This window comes from Sulfitobacter mediterraneus (genome assembly GCF_003054325.1).
Lineage (GTDB): Bacteria > Pseudomonadota > Alphaproteobacteria > Rhodobacterales > Rhodobacteraceae > Sulfitobacter > Sulfitobacter mediterraneus.
On record NZ_QBKU01000009.1, the window covers coordinates 146,831 to 163,207 of the forward strand.

The 16,377-nt window shown below is 57.9% G+C and carries 14 protein-coding genes; 10 read left to right on the forward strand and 4 right to left on the reverse strand.

Going from position 1 to position 16,377, the window contains the following annotated elements:
• Window positions 1-4: 4 nt before the first annotated feature.
• From C8N31_RS15095 to C8N31_RS15110, 4 genes are read left to right on the forward strand one after another with little or no spacing between them, the layout of a single operon-like run.
• Window positions 5-544 carry a tripartite tricarboxylate transporter TctB family protein gene (locus tag C8N31_RS15095; RefSeq protein ID WP_025046532.1) on the forward strand — a complete coding sequence of 180 codons (540 nt, stop codon included), beginning with the start codon at window positions 5-7 and terminating at the stop codon, window positions 542-544.
• 12 nt (window positions 545-556) lie between these two features.
• On the forward strand, window positions 557-2,074 hold the full coding sequence (locus tag C8N31_RS15100; protein ID WP_025046531.1) for a tripartite tricarboxylate transporter permease: 1,518 nt from the start codon (window positions 557-559) through the stop codon (window positions 2,072-2,074).
• Between the two features lie 4 nt (window positions 2,075-2,078).
• Window positions 2,079-3,563 (forward strand): aldehyde dehydrogenase, encoded by a 1,485-nt coding sequence (locus C8N31_RS15105; protein ID WP_025046530.1) that lies wholly within the window; start codon window positions 2,079-2,081, stop codon window positions 3,561-3,563.
• A gap of 11 nt (window positions 3,564-3,574) precedes the next feature.
• Window positions 3,575-4,801, forward strand: a complete 1,227-nt coding sequence (locus C8N31_RS15110; protein WP_025046529.1) for a Tm-1-like ATP-binding domain-containing protein — start codon at window positions 3,575-3,577, stop codon at window positions 4,799-4,801.
• On the opposite strand, the gene hpaR is transcribed toward C8N31_RS15110, so the two are convergent.
• Window positions 4,793-5,230, reverse strand: coding sequence for a homoprotocatechuate degradation operon regulator HpaR (hpaR, locus tag C8N31_RS15115; RefSeq protein ID WP_025046528.1), 438 nt, complete (start codon window positions 5,228-5,230; stop codon window positions 4,793-4,795). The genes C8N31_RS15110 and hpaR overlap by 9 nt on opposite strands.
• Before the next feature lie 210 nt (window positions 5,231-5,440).
• Between hpaR and C8N31_RS15120 the strand changes: the two genes are divergently transcribed.
• The 6 genes from C8N31_RS15120 (at window position 5,441) to hpaH (ending at window position 11,455) form a co-directional block, all read left to right on the forward strand.
• On the forward strand, window positions 5,441-5,830 hold the full coding sequence (locus C8N31_RS15120) for a 5-carboxymethyl-2-hydroxymuconate Delta-isomerase (protein WP_025046527.1): 390 nt from the start codon (window positions 5,441-5,443) through the stop codon (window positions 5,828-5,830).
• Window positions 5,827-7,338, forward strand: coding sequence for a 5-carboxymethyl-2-hydroxymuconate semialdehyde dehydrogenase (hpaE, locus tag C8N31_RS15125; protein ID WP_025046526.1), 1,512 nt, complete (start codon window positions 5,827-5,829; stop codon window positions 7,336-7,338). The genes C8N31_RS15120 and hpaE overlap by 4 nt, the downstream gene beginning before the upstream one ends.
• 12 nt (window positions 7,339-7,350) lie before the next feature.
• Window positions 7,351-8,334 (forward strand): 3,4-dihydroxyphenylacetate 2,3-dioxygenase, encoded by a 984-nt coding sequence (gene hpaD / locus C8N31_RS15130; protein WP_025046525.1) that lies wholly within the window; start codon window positions 7,351-7,353, stop codon window positions 8,332-8,334.
• A 75-nt stretch (window positions 8,335-8,409) separates the two neighbouring features.
• Window positions 8,410-9,807, forward strand: coding sequence for a pyridoxal phosphate-dependent decarboxylase family protein (locus C8N31_RS15135; protein WP_025046524.1), 1,398 nt, complete (start codon window positions 8,410-8,412; stop codon window positions 9,805-9,807).
• Window positions 9,804-10,658: a fumarylacetoacetate hydrolase family protein gene (locus C8N31_RS15140; protein WP_025046523.1), complete on the forward strand. Its 855-nt coding sequence runs from the start codon at window positions 9,804-9,806 to the stop codon at window positions 10,656-10,658. Before C8N31_RS15135 ends, C8N31_RS15140 begins: the two co-directional genes overlap by 4 nt.
• Complete coding sequence (hpaH, locus tag C8N31_RS15145; RefSeq protein WP_025046522.1) at window positions 10,655-11,455, forward strand: 2-oxo-hept-4-ene-1,7-dioate hydratase; 801 nt, start codon at window positions 10,655-10,657, stop codon at window positions 11,453-11,455. Before C8N31_RS15140 ends, hpaH begins: the two co-directional genes overlap by 4 nt.
• Window positions 11,456-11,530: 75 nt before the next feature.
• Here the strand turns inward: hpaH and C8N31_RS15150 are convergent, their stop codons facing one another.
• The 3 genes from C8N31_RS15150 to C8N31_RS15160 all read right to left on the reverse strand — a co-directional run bounded on the left by C8N31_RS15150 (window position 11,531) and on the right by C8N31_RS15160 (window position 16,207).
• Window positions 11,531-13,465 (reverse strand): DUF4214 domain-containing protein, encoded by a 1,935-nt coding sequence (locus C8N31_RS15150; protein ID WP_025046521.1) that lies wholly within the window; start codon window positions 13,463-13,465, stop codon window positions 11,531-11,533.
• Window positions 13,466-13,564: 99 nt separating this feature from the next.
• Window positions 13,565-14,845: a flippase gene (locus tag C8N31_RS15155; RefSeq protein WP_081785620.1), complete on the reverse strand. Its 1,281-nt coding sequence runs from the start codon at window positions 14,843-14,845 to the stop codon at window positions 13,565-13,567.
• Between the two features lie 51 nt (window positions 14,846-14,896).
• The gene (locus C8N31_RS15160; RefSeq protein ID WP_025046519.1) at window positions 14,897-16,207 is read right to left on the reverse strand and encodes a hypothetical protein; all 1,311 of its coding nucleotides are present in this window, start codon (window positions 16,205-16,207) and stop codon (window positions 14,897-14,899) included.
• Window positions 16,208-16,377: the final 170 nt, after the last annotated feature.

Sequence of the window (16,377 nt, forward strand, 5' to 3'; positions counted from 1 at the left end):
ATCCATGTCGCGCGTCAAAACGCTGCAATCTTTGTTCAAACGATACCGCCGCCCCGGCGATATCGTTTTTGCTTGGGTTCTGTTGATCATCTCGGTATTTTTGCTGTCCCAATTGTTTGAGCAAACGGCCTATAAGCCGCGCGGCAAACTCTTTGCGCAACCACGGTTTTGGCCCGCCGTGTCGTTGATGGGCATGGCCGGGTTTGCCGCGTTTCATTTGCTCGGTTCGGCGCTATCCGAACGGATCGAGGGGCGTTGGCGCGAGGTTTGGACGTGGATTGCGGCGTTGGAGTATGCGGGGTGGTTCATCGCATATGCCGCGCTTGTTCCCTTGGGGGGCTATTTGCCGACAACGCTGGTTTTTGCGCTGGCTCTGACACTGCGCGCCGGATACCGCAGCGCCCGCATGTTGATCGCGGCCGGAGCCTGCGCGGTGATTATCGTCCTGCTGTTCAAAACCCTGTTGCGGGTGAACCTGCCCGCAGGGCGGATCTACGAGCTGCTGCCGGATGGGCTGCGCCCGTTCATGTTGACCTATTTCTGATCGGATCACGTTATGGAAAACCTGCTTGCCGGGGCTGAAATGCTGGCCCGATGGGATGTTTTGGTTGCGCTTTTGGTCGGCTCGATCGGGGGGGTGATCATTGGCGCAATTCCCGGTGTTGGTCCTGCGGTGGCCATTGCGATCCTGCTGCCCGCGACCTTCTCGCTTGATCCGATTGTCGGGCTGACGATGCTTCTGGGGATCTATGGATCATCCATGTATGGCGGCGCGATCCCGGCAATCTTGATCAATACACCGGGCACAGCCGTGAATGCGCTGACCTCTTATGACGGCTATCCGATGACGCAGGCCGGCGAAGGGCACCGCGCCCTGTCCTTGGCCTATAGCGCATCGTTTTGGGGTGGCATCTTTGGGATTGGCTGCCTGATTTTGCTGTCCCCTGTTTTGGCGTTGATCGCGCCCATGTTCGGCTCCCGCGAGATTTTTCTTGCGGCGTTTCTGGGTATTCTACTGGTGATCCTTGCACATCGCGGCCAGATCTTCGCGGCTGGGTTTCTGGCGATGTTCGGTATCTTTCTGCAGACCGTTGGCTTGGACGCAGTGACCTATACCCAGCGCTACACCTTCGGCTTTTCGTTCCTCAGCTCTGGCATCAACTTGATTGTTGTGGTTCTGGGCCTCTTCGCGCTCAGCCAAGCGTTCTTCCTGCTCACCGCACCAGACAGCAGCCCGGACGCCAAGCCGGTCACCGGAAAACTGACCGCAGGCTTCAAAGAGCTGCTCAAGCACAAAAGGGTGGCGACGGTGTCCTCCAGCTTTGGCGTGCTTTTGGGCATGATCCCCGGCACGGGTGAGTTTACGGCCCAATTCATGAGCTATACCTACGCGCAAAAAACCTCTGCCAAGCCTGATGATTTTGGCAAAGGATCCCCCGAAGGTTTGATCGCATCTGAGGCGGCCAACAACGCGGTGCCAGCCGCCGCGATGATCCCGCTTTTGGCGCTGGGCATCCCCGGTGAGGCGCTGACCGCGATGATGCTTTCGGTGTTCTACATCCACAATGTGATCCCCGGTCCACAGCTGTTCCAGAACCAGATTGATCTGGTTTACGGGCTCTATTTTGCCCTGATCCTGCTGAATGTGATCGTGATGGTGTTCTTGCTGTTCTCAACAAATTTGCTGACCAAGATCATTCGCGTGCCAACCCGATTTTTGGGGGTGGTGATCCTGATCCTTTCGTTTGTCGGGGTCTATTCGCTGCGCAATTCGCTGACGGATTGTATGATTTCGGCGGGGTTCGGTGTTCTTGGTCTGATCCTGAAGCGGCTGAACCTGCCGATTGTGCCAATCATTCTGGGGATGGTTCTGGGCGGCATCATGGAGGTCAAGCTGCGCTCGGCCCTGCCGCGCCTCAAGACGCCGCTGGATATGATTGACCGGCCCATTTCCTTTATTCTCTTTGTGATCATCCTGTTGGTGGTCGCCCTGCATATCCGCACCCTGGTCAGAGAGTTTCGCGCTCACCAGCCCGAAGAGGACCACGACATGCATGACAGTCAAACACGGTAGGCCCATGGATCAAGATAGTATCAATGCACTGCGGGATCAGCCCGTTCCGGTTTTTCATCACCTGATCGAAGGGCGGCATGTGCCCGCCTCTGATGGCGGGCTGATGGATGTTCTGTCGCCCCGCAACGGGCGGGTTTTGACGCAGATCGCTGATGGTACCGCGGCTGACATGAACGCCGCCATCGCTTCGGCACGGGCGGCATTTGAGGATGGCCGCTGGGCCGGACAAGCGCCCGCAGACCGGAAAAAGGTGCTGATGAAATGGGCCGATCTGATCGACGCCCATGCGCTTGAACTCGCCGTGCTGGGCGTGCGCGACAACGGCACCGAGATCAGCATGGCCCGCAAAGCAGAGCCCGGATCAGCCGCCGCCACGATCCGTTATTACGCCGAAGCGCTCGATAAGATCTATGGTGAGATTGCGACGACATCATCTGACATTCTGGGCCTGATCCACAAAGAGCCGGTGGGCGTGGTCGGTGCGATCATTCCGTGGAACTTTCCGATGATGATCGGCGCCTGGAAGCTGGGTCCGGCGCTGGCGATGGGCAATTCGGTTGTTCTGAAGCCCTCCGAGACCGCGTCGTTGTCATTGATGCGGATGGCCGATCTGGCGCTTGAGGCAGGGCTTCCGCCGGGTGTTTTGAACGCGGTCACCGGCGCGGGCGCAGTCGTTGGCGAGGCCATGGGCCTGTCGATGGATGTGGATGTGTTGGTCTTTACGGGTTCGGGTGCCACGGGCCGGCGCCTGATGGAATATGCAGCAAAGTCCAATATGAAACGGGTCTATCTTGAGCTTGGCGGCAAATCCCCAAACATCATTTTTGCCGATGCCCCCGATCTGGATGAGGCGGCCAAGGTTGCCGCTGCTGGTATCTTTCGCAATGCCGGACAGGTCTGTGTCGCAGGGTCGCGCCTGTTGGTTGAGGCCTCAATTCACGTTGAATTTGTCGCTGCCGTCGCCCGCGCCACCAAAGCTATGCAGGTCGGCGACCCACTTGATTTGACCACCAACATCGGCGCGGTGAACTCGGAGCCACAGTTGCAGCAAAATCTGGATTTCCTGCGCAAAGCGGAACAGGAAGGCGGCGAGATTGTCAGGGGTGGCAGTCGTATCCTGCAAGAGACCGGCGGGTATTTCATGGACCCCGCCATCGTGACGGGTGTGACCCCGGACGCGACATTGGCCCAAAAGGAGGTATTCGGCCCGGTCTTGGCCGTTACCCCGTATGAAGACGAAGACGCCGCCGTGCGCATCGCCAATTCAACTGTCTATGGATTGGCGGGTGCGGTCTGGACATCAAACCTTTCCCGCGCCCACCGCATGGTGCGTGCCGTGCGCACCGGGGTGATGCATGTGAACACATACGGCGGCGCAGACGGTACAGTGCCTTTGGGCGGTGTCGGGCAATCGGGCAATGGGGCGGACAAATCCCTTCATGCGATTGAAAAATACATCAATCTGAAGACCGCTTGGATCAAACTCTAAAGGGGGTGCATATGACAGAGAAAACCATTCTGGTGATCGGCACTTATGACACCAAAGACGACGAGCTGGGATTTCTGGCAGATGTGATCCGCGGGCAGGGTGGGCGCGTTCTGACGATGGATGTCTCCGTTTTGGGCGATCCCTCAAAGCCTTGTGATTATTCCAAACATGACGTGGCCCAAGAGGGCGGCAGCAGTATCGCGGCGGCGATTGCGTCGGGGGATGAAAACCGCGCGATGCAGATCATGGCGGCGGGGACCGCCTTGCTTGCTGCACGGCTCAATTCTGAAGGGGCTTTTGACGGGATGATCGTGCTGGGCGGTACAATGGGCACTGATCTGGCGTTGGATGTCTGTTCTGCGCTGCCGCTGGGCGTGCCCAAATACATCGTCTCGACCGTGTCGTTTTCGCCGTTGATCCCGGCAGAGCGATTGGCGGCAGATACGCAGATGATCCTGTGGGCGGGCGGGCTTTATGGCCTCAACTCGGTTTGCAAAGCCTCGCTGAGCCAAGCCGCCGGTGCGGTGCTGGGTGCGGCGCGGGCGGTGCAAAAGCCCGACCCGGACAAGCCAATGATCGGCATGACCTCGCTTGGGACATCGGCGCTCAAATATGTGATCCCGCTCAAGCCTGCGCTGGAAGAGCGCGGATATGAGGTGGCCGTTTTCCATGCCACAGGGATGGGCGGGCGCGCCTTCGAAAGTCTCGCCGGGCAGGGGGCGTTTGCCTGTGTCTTTGACTTTTGCACGCAGGAACTGGGCAACCATATTCACGGCTCCAATATCTCGGCGGGGGCGGACCGGCTGACCAATGCAGGCCAGAACGGCACACCCCAGATTGTTGCGCCGGGATGTTACGATCTGGTGGATATTGTCGGCTGGCAGCCCTTGCCCGGCAAATGGTCCGATCACCCCAGTCACGAACACAACCGGCTTTTGACGTCTGTTGTTCTGAACGCGGCAGAGCGGATTGCGGTGGCGCAGGCCCATTGTACTCAACTGGCTTCGGCCAAAGCCCCGGTTGAGGTTCTGCTGCCAGAGCTTGGCTTGGGTGAATGGGATCGCGAAGGCGCGGATTTGCATGACGCGGATGGATTGGCAACGTTTCTAGCCGCACTGGAAGGCGGCCTGCCACCGCAGGTCAAAGCGCATCGCCTTGATTGCCACATCAATGATGCCGGATTTGCTGACAAGGCGCTGGAGATCTTTGATGATTGGCGGGCCAAGAACCTAGTTTGAGGAACCGGGATCAAGCTGCGCCAAAAGGTCCAGCAGGGATTCATAGTTGTCATCGCCCAATGCGGCCCTGAAACCCGCCACGATCTGGGCCGCTTGATCGGCGCGGTCGTCGATGATTTTCTGCCCCGCTTCGGTGATCTCGATCAGCTGGCGCCGCCGGTCGATCTCGTCGCGAGTCTGGGTGATCAAACCCTTGTTGCGCAGGGTTGTTGCGATACGGGTCAGGCTTGGAAACAGCAGGCTGGCCCGGTCCGCCAAAGTGGATGTGTCAAGTGATCCGTGTTCGGCCAACACCCGCAGAACGCGCCATTGTTGTTCGGTGATCCCGGTTTCTGACAACATCTCGCGGATCGGTGCCATCACGCCCTCGCGGGCACGGATCAGCGCGATAGGCAGGGAACGGGACGTCGAAGGAAGCGGATGGGTCATCGGATGCTTTCATTGAGTGGCGCAGGATCTGTTGCCCTGCTTGGGATTGGGCCTTGTGGGAAATATCAATTGTTTGCGCCCTGATGCCAAGAGTGGTTTCCTCTGCAAGTTGTCCAAGTGACCGGATGAAGTGAAATTGTTAGCAGCGGGCTTGACAAAACGACGATTAATTTATTAACTTCACAATTATTAACATGTTAAGGAAATCATGTGCCGCACTTCCACATCGACTATTCCGCCAACCTTGAAACGGTTCTGGATATTGCACAGTTGTGCGAAGTGATCCGCGCAACCGCCGCAGAGATTGAAACCTTTCAGATGGCCGGCATCCGTGTGCGGGCAATGCGGGCGGATCATGTCGCAATCGCGGATGGCGCGGCAAAACATGGGTACCTTGATCTGTCGGTGCGCCTGCGGGCGGGCCGTGCTGAGGCAGTCAAACAGGATGCTATCACGCGGGTCTTTGCAGCCCTCAAAGACTTTGCAGCCCCGACCATGGCCACCCATTCCATCGCGCTTTCTGCAGAAATCCGCGATATTGACGCCGACCTCTCCCCAAAATTCGGCAACATCCGCGACCATCTGGAGGACAACGCATGAGCGTGCTTGACGACAACATCACCAAGCTGGACGGATATTTGGACCGGTTCCGTAGCGGCGGGATCAAAAACCGCATTGCGGGGCAAGACTGCGCTGGCAGTGCGGGCGTGTTTCAAACCCTCTCGCCAGTTGATAAATCGGTCATCTGCGATGTGGCAGAGGGCAGCGCCGAAGATATTGACCGCGCTGCCAAAGCCGCCGCTGATGCCTTTCCGGCATGGCGCGATATGCCCGCGCCTGAACGCAAACGCATACTGATCCGAGTGGCCGAAGGGATCGAAGCCCGCGCCGAAGAGATCGCCCTGTGCGAATGCTGGGACACCGGTCAGGCGTTCAAGTTCATGTCCAAAGCCGCCCTGCGCGGCGCGGAGAACTTTCGCTATTTTGCGGATCAGGTGGTGCAGGCGCGGGACGGACAATTGCTGCAATCGCCAACCTTGATGAATGTCACAACCCGCAAACCCATAGGCCCTGTTGGCGTGATCACCCCTTGGAACACACCCTTTATGCTGTCGACATGGAAAATCGCGCCAGCGCTGGCCGCCGGTTGCACCGTGGTACACAAACCTGCCGAAGCTTCCCCCCTGACTGCGCGTTTGCTGGTTGAGATCGCCGAGGAGGCGGGCCTACCACCGGGCGTGTTGAACACCGTCAACGGCTTTGGCGAAGCGGCGGGCAAGGCGCTGTGTGAGCATCCCGATATCAAGGCCATCGCCTTGGTCGGAGAAAGCCGCACGGGGTCTATGATCATCAAACAGGGGGCAGATACGCTCAAACGCAATCATCTGGAATTGGGCGGCAAGAACCCGGTGATCGTTTTTGAAGATGCGGATCTGGACCGCGCCTTGGATGCAGTGATCTTTATGATCTATTCGATCAACGGCGAACGCTGCACTTCGTCCTCGCGGTTGTTGATCCAAGACAGCATCCGCGCCGATTTTGAGTCCAAGCTTGTCGAACGGGTGAACAACATCAAAGTGGGGCACCCCCTTGATCCGACAACGGAAATTGGCCCGCTGATCAGCCGCGAACATTTTGACAAAGTGACCAGCTATTTTGACATCGCCGCCCAAGATGGCGCAACCATAGCCGCAGGCGGCGCCGCGATTGGCGACGAAGGATATTTCGTCAAACCGACCCTCTTTACCAATGCCCGCAACGACATGCGCATCGCCCAAGAGGAAATCTTTGGCCCGGTTCTGACCTCGATCCCGTTCGAGACTGAGGCGGAGGCACTGGCGCTGGCCAATGACACGGCCTACGGACTGACCGGATACCTATGGACAAATGACCTGACCCGCGCCCTGCGCTTTACCGAGGCACTGGAGGCGGGAATGATCTGGGTCAATTCTGAGAACGTGAGGCACCTGCCCACCCCCTTTGGCGGGGTCAAGGCCAGCGGCATTGGCCGCGATGGCGGTGATTGGTCTTTTGATTTCTACATGGAGCAAAAGCACATCGGTTTCGCCACCGGAGCGCATAAAATCACCCGCCTTGGCGCGTTGTAAGGAGATCAGACCATGCCTGTACCTGCCCCGAACCTTTACCCTGATTTCAACACCATCCGGCTGTCTCATATCTGTTTGAACGTCAAAGATCTTGCGGTCTCCAAGGCGTTCTACACTGATACTCTTGGTCTTCAGGTCACTGATGAGAACGCCGATCATGTCTATCTGCGCGCAATGGAGGAACGCGGTCACCATTGCATCATCCTGCAAAAGTCCGACCAACCCGGCACGGTTGAGGTGATGGGGTTCAAAACCTTTGACGAGGATGATCTGGACAAAGCCGAAGCCTATTTTCGCGCCAAGGGCCGCCCGACATCATGGGTGGATCGCCCTTATCAGGGGCGCACCTTGCTGACCTCTGACAACATGGGCATTCCACTGGAGTTCTATCACAAGATGGACCGCCTTGCGCCGATCCACCAAAAATATGCGCTCTATCGCGGGGTCAAACCTTTGCGGATCGACCATTTCAACTGCTTTTCTCATGACGTTGATGCCTCTGTTGCCTTCTATAGCGACTTTGGCTTTCGAGTGACGGAATACACCGAAGACGAAGACAGCAACCGGCTTTGGGCGGCGTGGATGCACCGCAAGGGCGGCGTGCATGACATGGCGTTTACCAATGGCACTGGCCCGCGCATGCATCATGTTGCGTTCTGGGTGCCGACGCCGATGAACATCATTGATCTATTGGATCTGATGGCAACCACCGGCTATGTCGACAACATCGAACGCGGGCCGGGCCGGCACGGAATTTCAAATGCGTTTTTCCTTTATGTGCTGGACCCGGACGGCCACCGGATTGAAATCTATTGCTCCGACTATCAAACCGTTGATCCGGATCTGGAGCCGATCAAATGGGATCTGCAAGACCCGCAGCGCCAAACCCTTTGGGGGGCGGCGGCGCCCGAAAGCTGGTTCAAACATGGGAGCCGGTTTGTGGATGTGGACACGCAAGACTCCGATATTCAGGCCAGCCCGATCATCGCGCCCTGACGGTGCACCCGCCGCGTGGCATTGACCCGCGGCCCACATAAAGTCAGCAATGGCTGAAACACCGGAGGCTCCCCCATGGACTGGGATGAATTCGCCCATTGGGGCGCGCATATTTCGAATTGGTCAGCAGATTATCACAAAACCCTGCGGGACCGACCTGTGCGGGCGCAAACTGCCTTTGGGGAAACTGCCGCGCAATTGCCGCAAGCGCCGCCTGATGGGGCGGAGGCAATGGACTGCATCATGGCGGATTTCGAGAACATCGTGATGCCGGGGATCACCCATTGGCAGCATCCTCGATTTTTTGCATATTTTCCGGCCAATGCTGCGCCGCCCTCAATGCTGGCGGAAATGCTGGTCACGACCATCGCCTCGCAATGTATGCTTTGGCAGACCTCCCCCGCCGCGACCGAGGTCGAAACCGTCATGGTGCAATGGCTGCGTCAGGCGCTTGGGTTGTCCGAAGGCTTTACCGGTGTGATCCAAGACAGCGCGTCTTCTGCGACGCTTTCGGCGGTGCTGACGATGCGGGAACGGGCGACGGGATTCACCGGTAACCGCGACGGAATCGCAGGCAAGGGGCACTTGCGGATCTATTGTTCCGATCAGGTGCATTCGTCGATTGATCGCGCTTGTTGGGTGTCGGGCATCGGGCAGGCCAACCTTGTCAAAATACCGGGCACAGGCCCGCGCCACGGGATGGACGCCGCCGCCTTGCAAGCGGCGATCACCGCAGACCGCGCCGCCGGACACACCCCCGCTGGTATCATCGCGATCACCGGCGGCACAGGTATTGGTGCCTGCGATACGCTTGGCCCCATTCTGGAGGTCGCAAAGGCCGAAGACCTTTACACCCATCTGGATGCGGCTTGGGCCGGGGCGGCGATGATCTGCCCCGAGCTGCACGCGGATTTCTGGGCCGATGTGGATGGTTTCGACAGCATCGTGTTCAACCCGCATAAATGGCTTGGTGCCCAGTTTGACTGTTCGGTGCAGTTCCTGCGCGATGCACAACCGCAGCTCAACACGCTGAAGATTGAGCCCGAGTACCTCAAGACCACGGGCGAAAGCGTGACCAATTATTCGGAATGGACGATCCCGCTGGGCCGCCGGTTTCGGGCGCTCAAGATATGGTTCTTGATCCGGTCTTACGGGTTGGACGGGTTGCGCGACCGTATTCGCAATCACATCCTTTGGGCAGGAGAAGTCTGCGAGGCTATCCGCAAATTGGACGGGTTTGAGATCGTGACCGACCCGATCCTGAGCCTGTTTTCCTTTCGCTGTCCGGGATCTGATGATGATCAGCAGCGGCTTGTTGATGCGCTTAACGGCGATGGCCGGATCTATGTCACCCAAGGCAGTTTTGCAGGGCGCAAGATCATCCGCTTTCAGGTGGGGCAGTTCGACACAACCCGCGCCGATGTGATGATGGCAGAAACAGTGATCCGTGACGTGTGGGAGAAAATGCAATGAAGTTCGCGACATACACCGTGGATGGGGTGATGCACTACGGTGCTGCGGTTGATGGCGGCATGATCCCCCTCAATGATACTTTTCCGCAATGGAACAGCCTATTGGACGTGGTGAAAGCTGGCGGGCTGAACGATCTGGAAGTGGCCGCGCAGGGACAAACCCCGATACACCAAGAGTTCCAATATGAGATGGTGCTGCCAAACGCGCCGCGCATTCTCTGCGTCGGAGTGAATTTTCCCGACCGCAACGCCGAATACAAAGACGGCAGCGAACAGCCAAAATTCATGTCGCTGTTCCCGCGTTTTGCCAGTGGCTTTACCGGCCATGATCGCCCGCTGATCCGCCCGCCCGAAAGCCATATGCTGGATTATGAAGGTGAGGTTGCGATTGTCATCGGCAAAGCGGGCCGCCGGATTGCGCAGAAAGATGCTTATGATCACATCGCTGCGCTGACCCTGTGCAACGAAGGGACAATCCGCGATTGGGTGCGCCATGCCAAGTTTAACGTCACCCAAGGCAAGAATTGGGATTGTTCAGGGGCGATTGGCCCGTGGCTCGTGCCGTTCCGCGATGCGGCTCAGCTGGACGATGCACGGATCATCACTCGCGTGAATGGCGAAGTCCGGCAGGATGATGTGTTGTCCCGCATGATGCACCCCATCCGCCGCGAGATCGAGTATATCTCAACCTTCATGACCCTGCAGCCCGGCGATATCATCGTCACCGGCACGCCCACAGGCTCCGGCGCGCGGCTTGATCCGCCGCAGTACCTCGCCCCCGGTGATGTGGTCGAGGTCGAGGTGAACGGCATCGGCACCCTGCGCAATACCGTCGAGGATGAAGCGACATGACCCCGCAAGAACATGACGTCGCCGCCGCCGATCTGTTGAACGCCGAAGCCACCGGCAGGCAGATTGGCCTGCTCACCAAACGCCACCCAGAAATGGGCATGGATGATGCCTATGCCATCCAGAACGCGATTTATCGTGCCAAGCTGGATCAAGGGCGCCGCGTGACGGGGTGGAAAATCGGATTGACCTCCAAGGCGATGCAATATGCGCTGAATATCGACATCCCGGACAGCGGTATCCTGTTCGACGATATGATGTTCGACACAGGCGCGGTGATCCCTAAGGGCCGTTTTATCCAACCCCGGATCGAGGCCGAGATCGCCTTTGTCATCAAGGCACCTCTGGGCGGGGCCGATGTCACCCGCGCCGCAGTTCTCGCCGCAACAGATTATGTCGCGCCGTCGATTGAGATTCTGGACACACGGATCATGCGTGCCGACCCCGAGACCGGCCAAACCCGCAAGATTTTTGATACCATCAGCGATAATGCCGCCAATGCAGGCGTTGTTTTAGGGGCTGAGCGGCATGCGGTAGATGATTTCGATCTGCGCTGGGTCGGCGCGATCACCAGCCGCAATGACGAAGTCGAGGAAACCGGACTTGGCGCAGGGGTTTTGAATGATCCGGTCGAAAGCGTTGTCTGGCTGGCACGGCGCATGGCCCAATACGGGCAAAGCATCGAACCGGGGCAAGTCATCCTGTCCGGCAGTTTCATCCGCCCGGTGGAATGCCCCAGCGGTGCAAAGATCAGCGCTGATTTTGGCGCCTTTGGACGGGTGGATTTGTCGTTTGAATAGCGTCGTGGCCCAGTCGTCAAAGCACCGTGCACCATCGGGCACGTGATTGCGCTATACGATCCGATATTGGCGTCATCACCCTAGGAATGGATCATCAACAACGCCGACCAACTGCAAGATCAATGCGCCACTGTCAGCAGCAGAAGCTTCGGCGTAGTCTGCATCAATTCCGGCAATTGCGGTATCAATGCTGTTGTCGTCACCGCGCACAAACAGCTGCATCGCGGCGGCGGCATCATCCACGTCGGACAACCCTTTGATCACGGCAAAATAGGTGCCGATGTCGGTCTTGGTGCTGAGGTAGCTGCGATCCTGCAATTGCAGTTCGACAAAGCTTTGGCTGGCGTCTTGTGGTGGCTCCGCTTTGGCACCGCGCAGCACCTCAAGGATGAACGCATCGCGGCCAACCCCGCCGCTGTCGAGCTGACCCACCCAGAAGTTGAGCCCATCCTGATCGGCGGCGCGGCCCAGCACATTGGCATAGACCTGCGTTGCAAACTCAAGATTGGAGGCGTCCGGCGCATAGGTTGCCCGCGTTTCATCTTGATCGAGGAAAAAGGTCGCAGTCTCTTCGAGGCTCGTGCCATCCGCAAAGGCCGATCCCCAGAAGTACAGGCCAAGCGCGTCCGGCGCGCGGTTGAAATACGCGATATAGAGTTCGATGAACGTGTTGATCTCATCCGCGTTCAGGCCGGTGATGCCTTGGATGATAGACAAATCAAGGGTGGCGTCGTCAAAAATGCTGACGCCGGTCGAAAACGCGAGAGTTTCCACGCCTGTCAAGCTGTCGGTCCCTTGGCCGTCGGTCATCCGGTCTTCAGCAGAGATCGTGCCATCTTGCGCCAGTCGCAGAGTGTAGCGGCCCATGCCGGCATCAAAATGCGCCACATCGCCGATGCCATCGCCGCCATCTAGAGTATCGTCGCCTTTGCCGCCAAAAAGGTGGTCATTGCCAGCATTGCCGGTCAAGTTGTCCGCGCCGTCAAATCCAAAAAGAATGTCATCGCCGAGACCTCCGTCGAAGCTGTCATCGCCTTGGGTCAGGTAGAACCAGTCGCCCCGTTCTGACCCTGTTGCGATACCATTCGGGCTGACTGCAAAACTTGGGTCAGAATTGCGTGACCCGACGACCAGATCGTCCAAGGCGCCATCCAGACCGGGCAGGGCGGTGACCAAAGCCGCGACAAGCGCCTGAGACTGCGCATTTGCCTGGGCCTCAAACCCCGCGGCGCTTGCGGCCCCCTGATCCATCAGCTGTGCGCCAAAGGATTGCAGGCTTTGCAGGGCTTGCGCCGCTGCGGCTTTGGCGGCAGCTATGGCTGCATCGAAATCCTCGGGTTCTGCCCCTTGGGACAACAAGGCATCTATCAATCCATCCCGCCCATTGAGGTCTGACAGGATCGCCAGCGCCGCCGCTTCGCCAAGCTGGTCGAAAAGGTCATCTAAGGTTGCGCCGCTGACACTGCCATTGCCGGTGTCGGTCGAGGCCCAAGCGCCCGTCGCGTCGTCCACGACAAAGTTTGGCGAGGCATGGCCCGCCTCATCCTCGGCCCACAAATACGCATCCAGCCGATCCTGATAGGAGGCAAACAATTGCTCAATCTCTGTGGCGCCGCCGCCGGTGCCATTGCCAAAATCGTAGTCGGGGTTGATGGAAATGATAAAGGCCTCCATCGTGACATCCGGCGCAGCATTCGCCACGAAAGATCGCCCCAGATTGATGGAGGCAAAGGCCGTGTCGAAATCCTGATCAATCAGGGCCTGAACAATCGCCAGAGCTTCTGCATCGACCTGCTGGGAAATGAAAGAAAAGAGGTTGACCAAAGTCCCGACCGGAATGTCCCGCAGCGCCTGTTCCGAGGCGTCGAGCGAGGCCAAGTACTCACTGACAGTCAGGCTCAAAGCATCGTCAATAACAGGGAGTAAGGGCCGGCTGGTGACCTGCAATAGGCTGCGAAGCTGCGCGTAGGACGCATTGAATTGAATCTCGAATTGGTCAAGCGGGTTCACAGCGCAGTTCCTTAACACAAGCAATCGTACTGGCCTCTCTCTACACCAGCTTTGGCACCGCCGTCACCTTGGATCTGGAGCGCAGCACCAACGATTTCGTCATAGGATGCTGCTGGAATACCCTGTCCGCCATTTCAAAGCGACGGCCAAGAGGGCGTTCCACACCACAAGCGAAACCGCAGTCGCTATCGCTGCGCCTTCCATGCCATAACGCGGCACCAAAGCCAGATTAAGCGTTGCATTGACCAATACCGCAGTCGACACGCCAATCAGCGTGAGCTTTTGATGACCCGTCATATTCAGGACCAGTGCCACCGGACCAAAACAGGCGTTTGCAAGCTGCCCCAAAGTCAGGATGACCAAAGCCCAATAGGCCCCGCCAAAGCTGTCGTCGAAAATGACCGTCAGAAGAGCACCGCCAAACGCCCAGATGATCAAAGCGCCGCCGATACCGAAGGCCGTGATGATCCGCGCTGCCTTGGTGATCATGGTCTGAAGTTGTGTGCTGTTCCCCTCGGCGTGCATCTTGGCGATCTGCGGCATGATCACAGTGTTGACCGCGCCAAGACCGAACACGGTGATTGTGGAGAGGACCGTTGCGGCCTTGTAGAGACCGACCTGCGCGTCGGTGCTCAGGATGCCGAGCATCACAATATCAAGGTTGTTGTTGATCAACTGTACGCTTGCAATGGCTCCGAATGACAAGCTGGAGACGGTCAATGCACGGCTTTGGGTGGTCTTGGACTGGCCCCTCCCTTGTGGCCAGAAACGAAAGTCCGATCCTCGTTTGAGCAAGACCAAAGAGAGTGCGGCATCCGCCAGCAGGGTCAACGCAAAGATCAGCAAGGCCGTTGACACCGATAACGAGGGCGCTTCGCTGGCGATCCAGACGACTGCCAAAACTGTTATCGTCAGCAGTGGCCGCAGCACATGTTCGGGAAGCTGGCTTTGCACCGTGTGCCCCATGCCATGCAATACACCGCTGAGCAATTTTGGCGCAGGCAAAAGCAGATAGATCCCAAGACCCAGCGCCATGTGCCATTGCAGAGCCGGGTCGTTGATCCCCCATGCGATCCAGACGGCCAAAGCAACAGCAAACACGCCGGTGGCCCAGATCGCGCGGTGCAAGGCCCATGCCCAGATTTGCACGCTGTGCCCTGTGCCTGCATGGGCGCGGGCGTAGGAGATCTCGCGCACCAATGTTTGCCGCAGCCCGAACGCCAGCGGCATGGACAAAACCGTCACAACCGCAAGAACAAAGGCGTATTCACCAAACTTTTCGGGTTGCAGCAGCCGCGCGATGATCGCGGTAGCAACCGCGCCAAAGATCAGGCCGCACACCCGAATGACCATGGTCGCTAAAGTCTGGCGCTTTTCCATTTGGTCTTTGGTTTCCTTTGCCGCGCCCGGGGCCGCGTTTTAAGGTGTCCGCTAAAAGAACGCGGACAGAGAAAACTCAAAATAACTGTTCCCGTCCACAGAAGAGAGCGGATCTGTCAGGCTGTCGGACACCACATGGTTGGCATTTAGTCCCACCCGAAAGCGGTCGCCAATCCGGCGTGACGCCGACAGGGTGTAAATTTGAGATTTCTCATCAAGGTCATAAAACACCCCTAAATTGAAGCGACTGTCGTTTGTGTCATTGGCAATAAAATTCACACCGACAAACAGATCGTCGTCATAGACGGTAACCGATTGGCGGCCGCCCCGGTCATCATAGTGATATTCCAGAGCGAGAGTCAGAGTGCCATCGCCGCCCATCAGGTTGTGAAAGGAATGATCGCCCCCGACGATTGCACCAACAAAGCTTTCGCCAGAGGCGTCGCGCAGGAACCCCTCAAAGCGCAATTGGGTGTTGCCTTCGGCATAAACTGTGGTCAAGCCAAGCTGCTTGATTTCTTGGTAATAGGGCGTCACGGCGGTGAACGCGTCCGTGCCTGCATCCGCGGCGGCTTTTGTCACTGTCTTTCCGCTTTCGTATCCGGCCAGAACATCGGCGTTGAACTGCGCGCAGGCCGAGGCGCTGACGATGGTGTCGGCGAGAATACAGCCGGGCATGCGCAGGGACTCGCGGTTGGTGCCCTGATAGGCGGATACGCCGATGTCCAATGACCCGTCGCCCAGCGAAAATTCATGCGTGTATCGCAGCGCAAAATCGGGGCTGTTGCTGTCTTCGTAGCGGACCAATCCATCATCGGTATAGAACGGGCCGCGCTGGCGGGTGGCGCGGCCACCAAAATTGCCCCGCACACTGTCGCTCAACGCATAAAAACTGAATGTGCCGATATCCGTAAACAGGTTCGCATTGGCCATCGGTGTGCCGATCAGGTCGCTGTTGCCGACCTGATTGGTTCTATTCTTGGCGTTCATCACGTTGACGATGGTACGGCCATTGCTGACGCCCCAATCCTCTACGTTGTACCCCAGAACCAGATCCCAGTTTTCAAAACTTCTGGTGAAATATGCCTTTTGAATGTTGAAGAGAGACCGGTCGTTTTCGTCGTCGTTTAGGCCCGCGAATTGAAAGACAACCTCGCCCGCACCCACGCCAAAGTTGCCGTTCAGCTGAAAGCCGACAAATGGGTGAAACCCGGCATCGGCTTGCCCTGCATATTGGCCATCGTCAAAGTAGTAGCGATATCCAACGTCAAGCCGCCCACTGAGGTTCAGCGGATTGTTTTCCGCCCATGCCTGAGTGGCCAAAGCAGAAGCGAAAACAGCCGCTGTGCAAAGACGTTTCATACCCAACTTAACCCCGACCTAACTGTCATTCAGACGGGCACAGTATCGCAGCAATAACCCGGCGCAATCACATGCCCGCCGCGGGGGGAACAAACTTAACCATTGGTGCGAGATCGACACGCCTTTGGCTGGACATCAGGGCCTTTTGAGCAAGTTGGAATTTTCCCCGT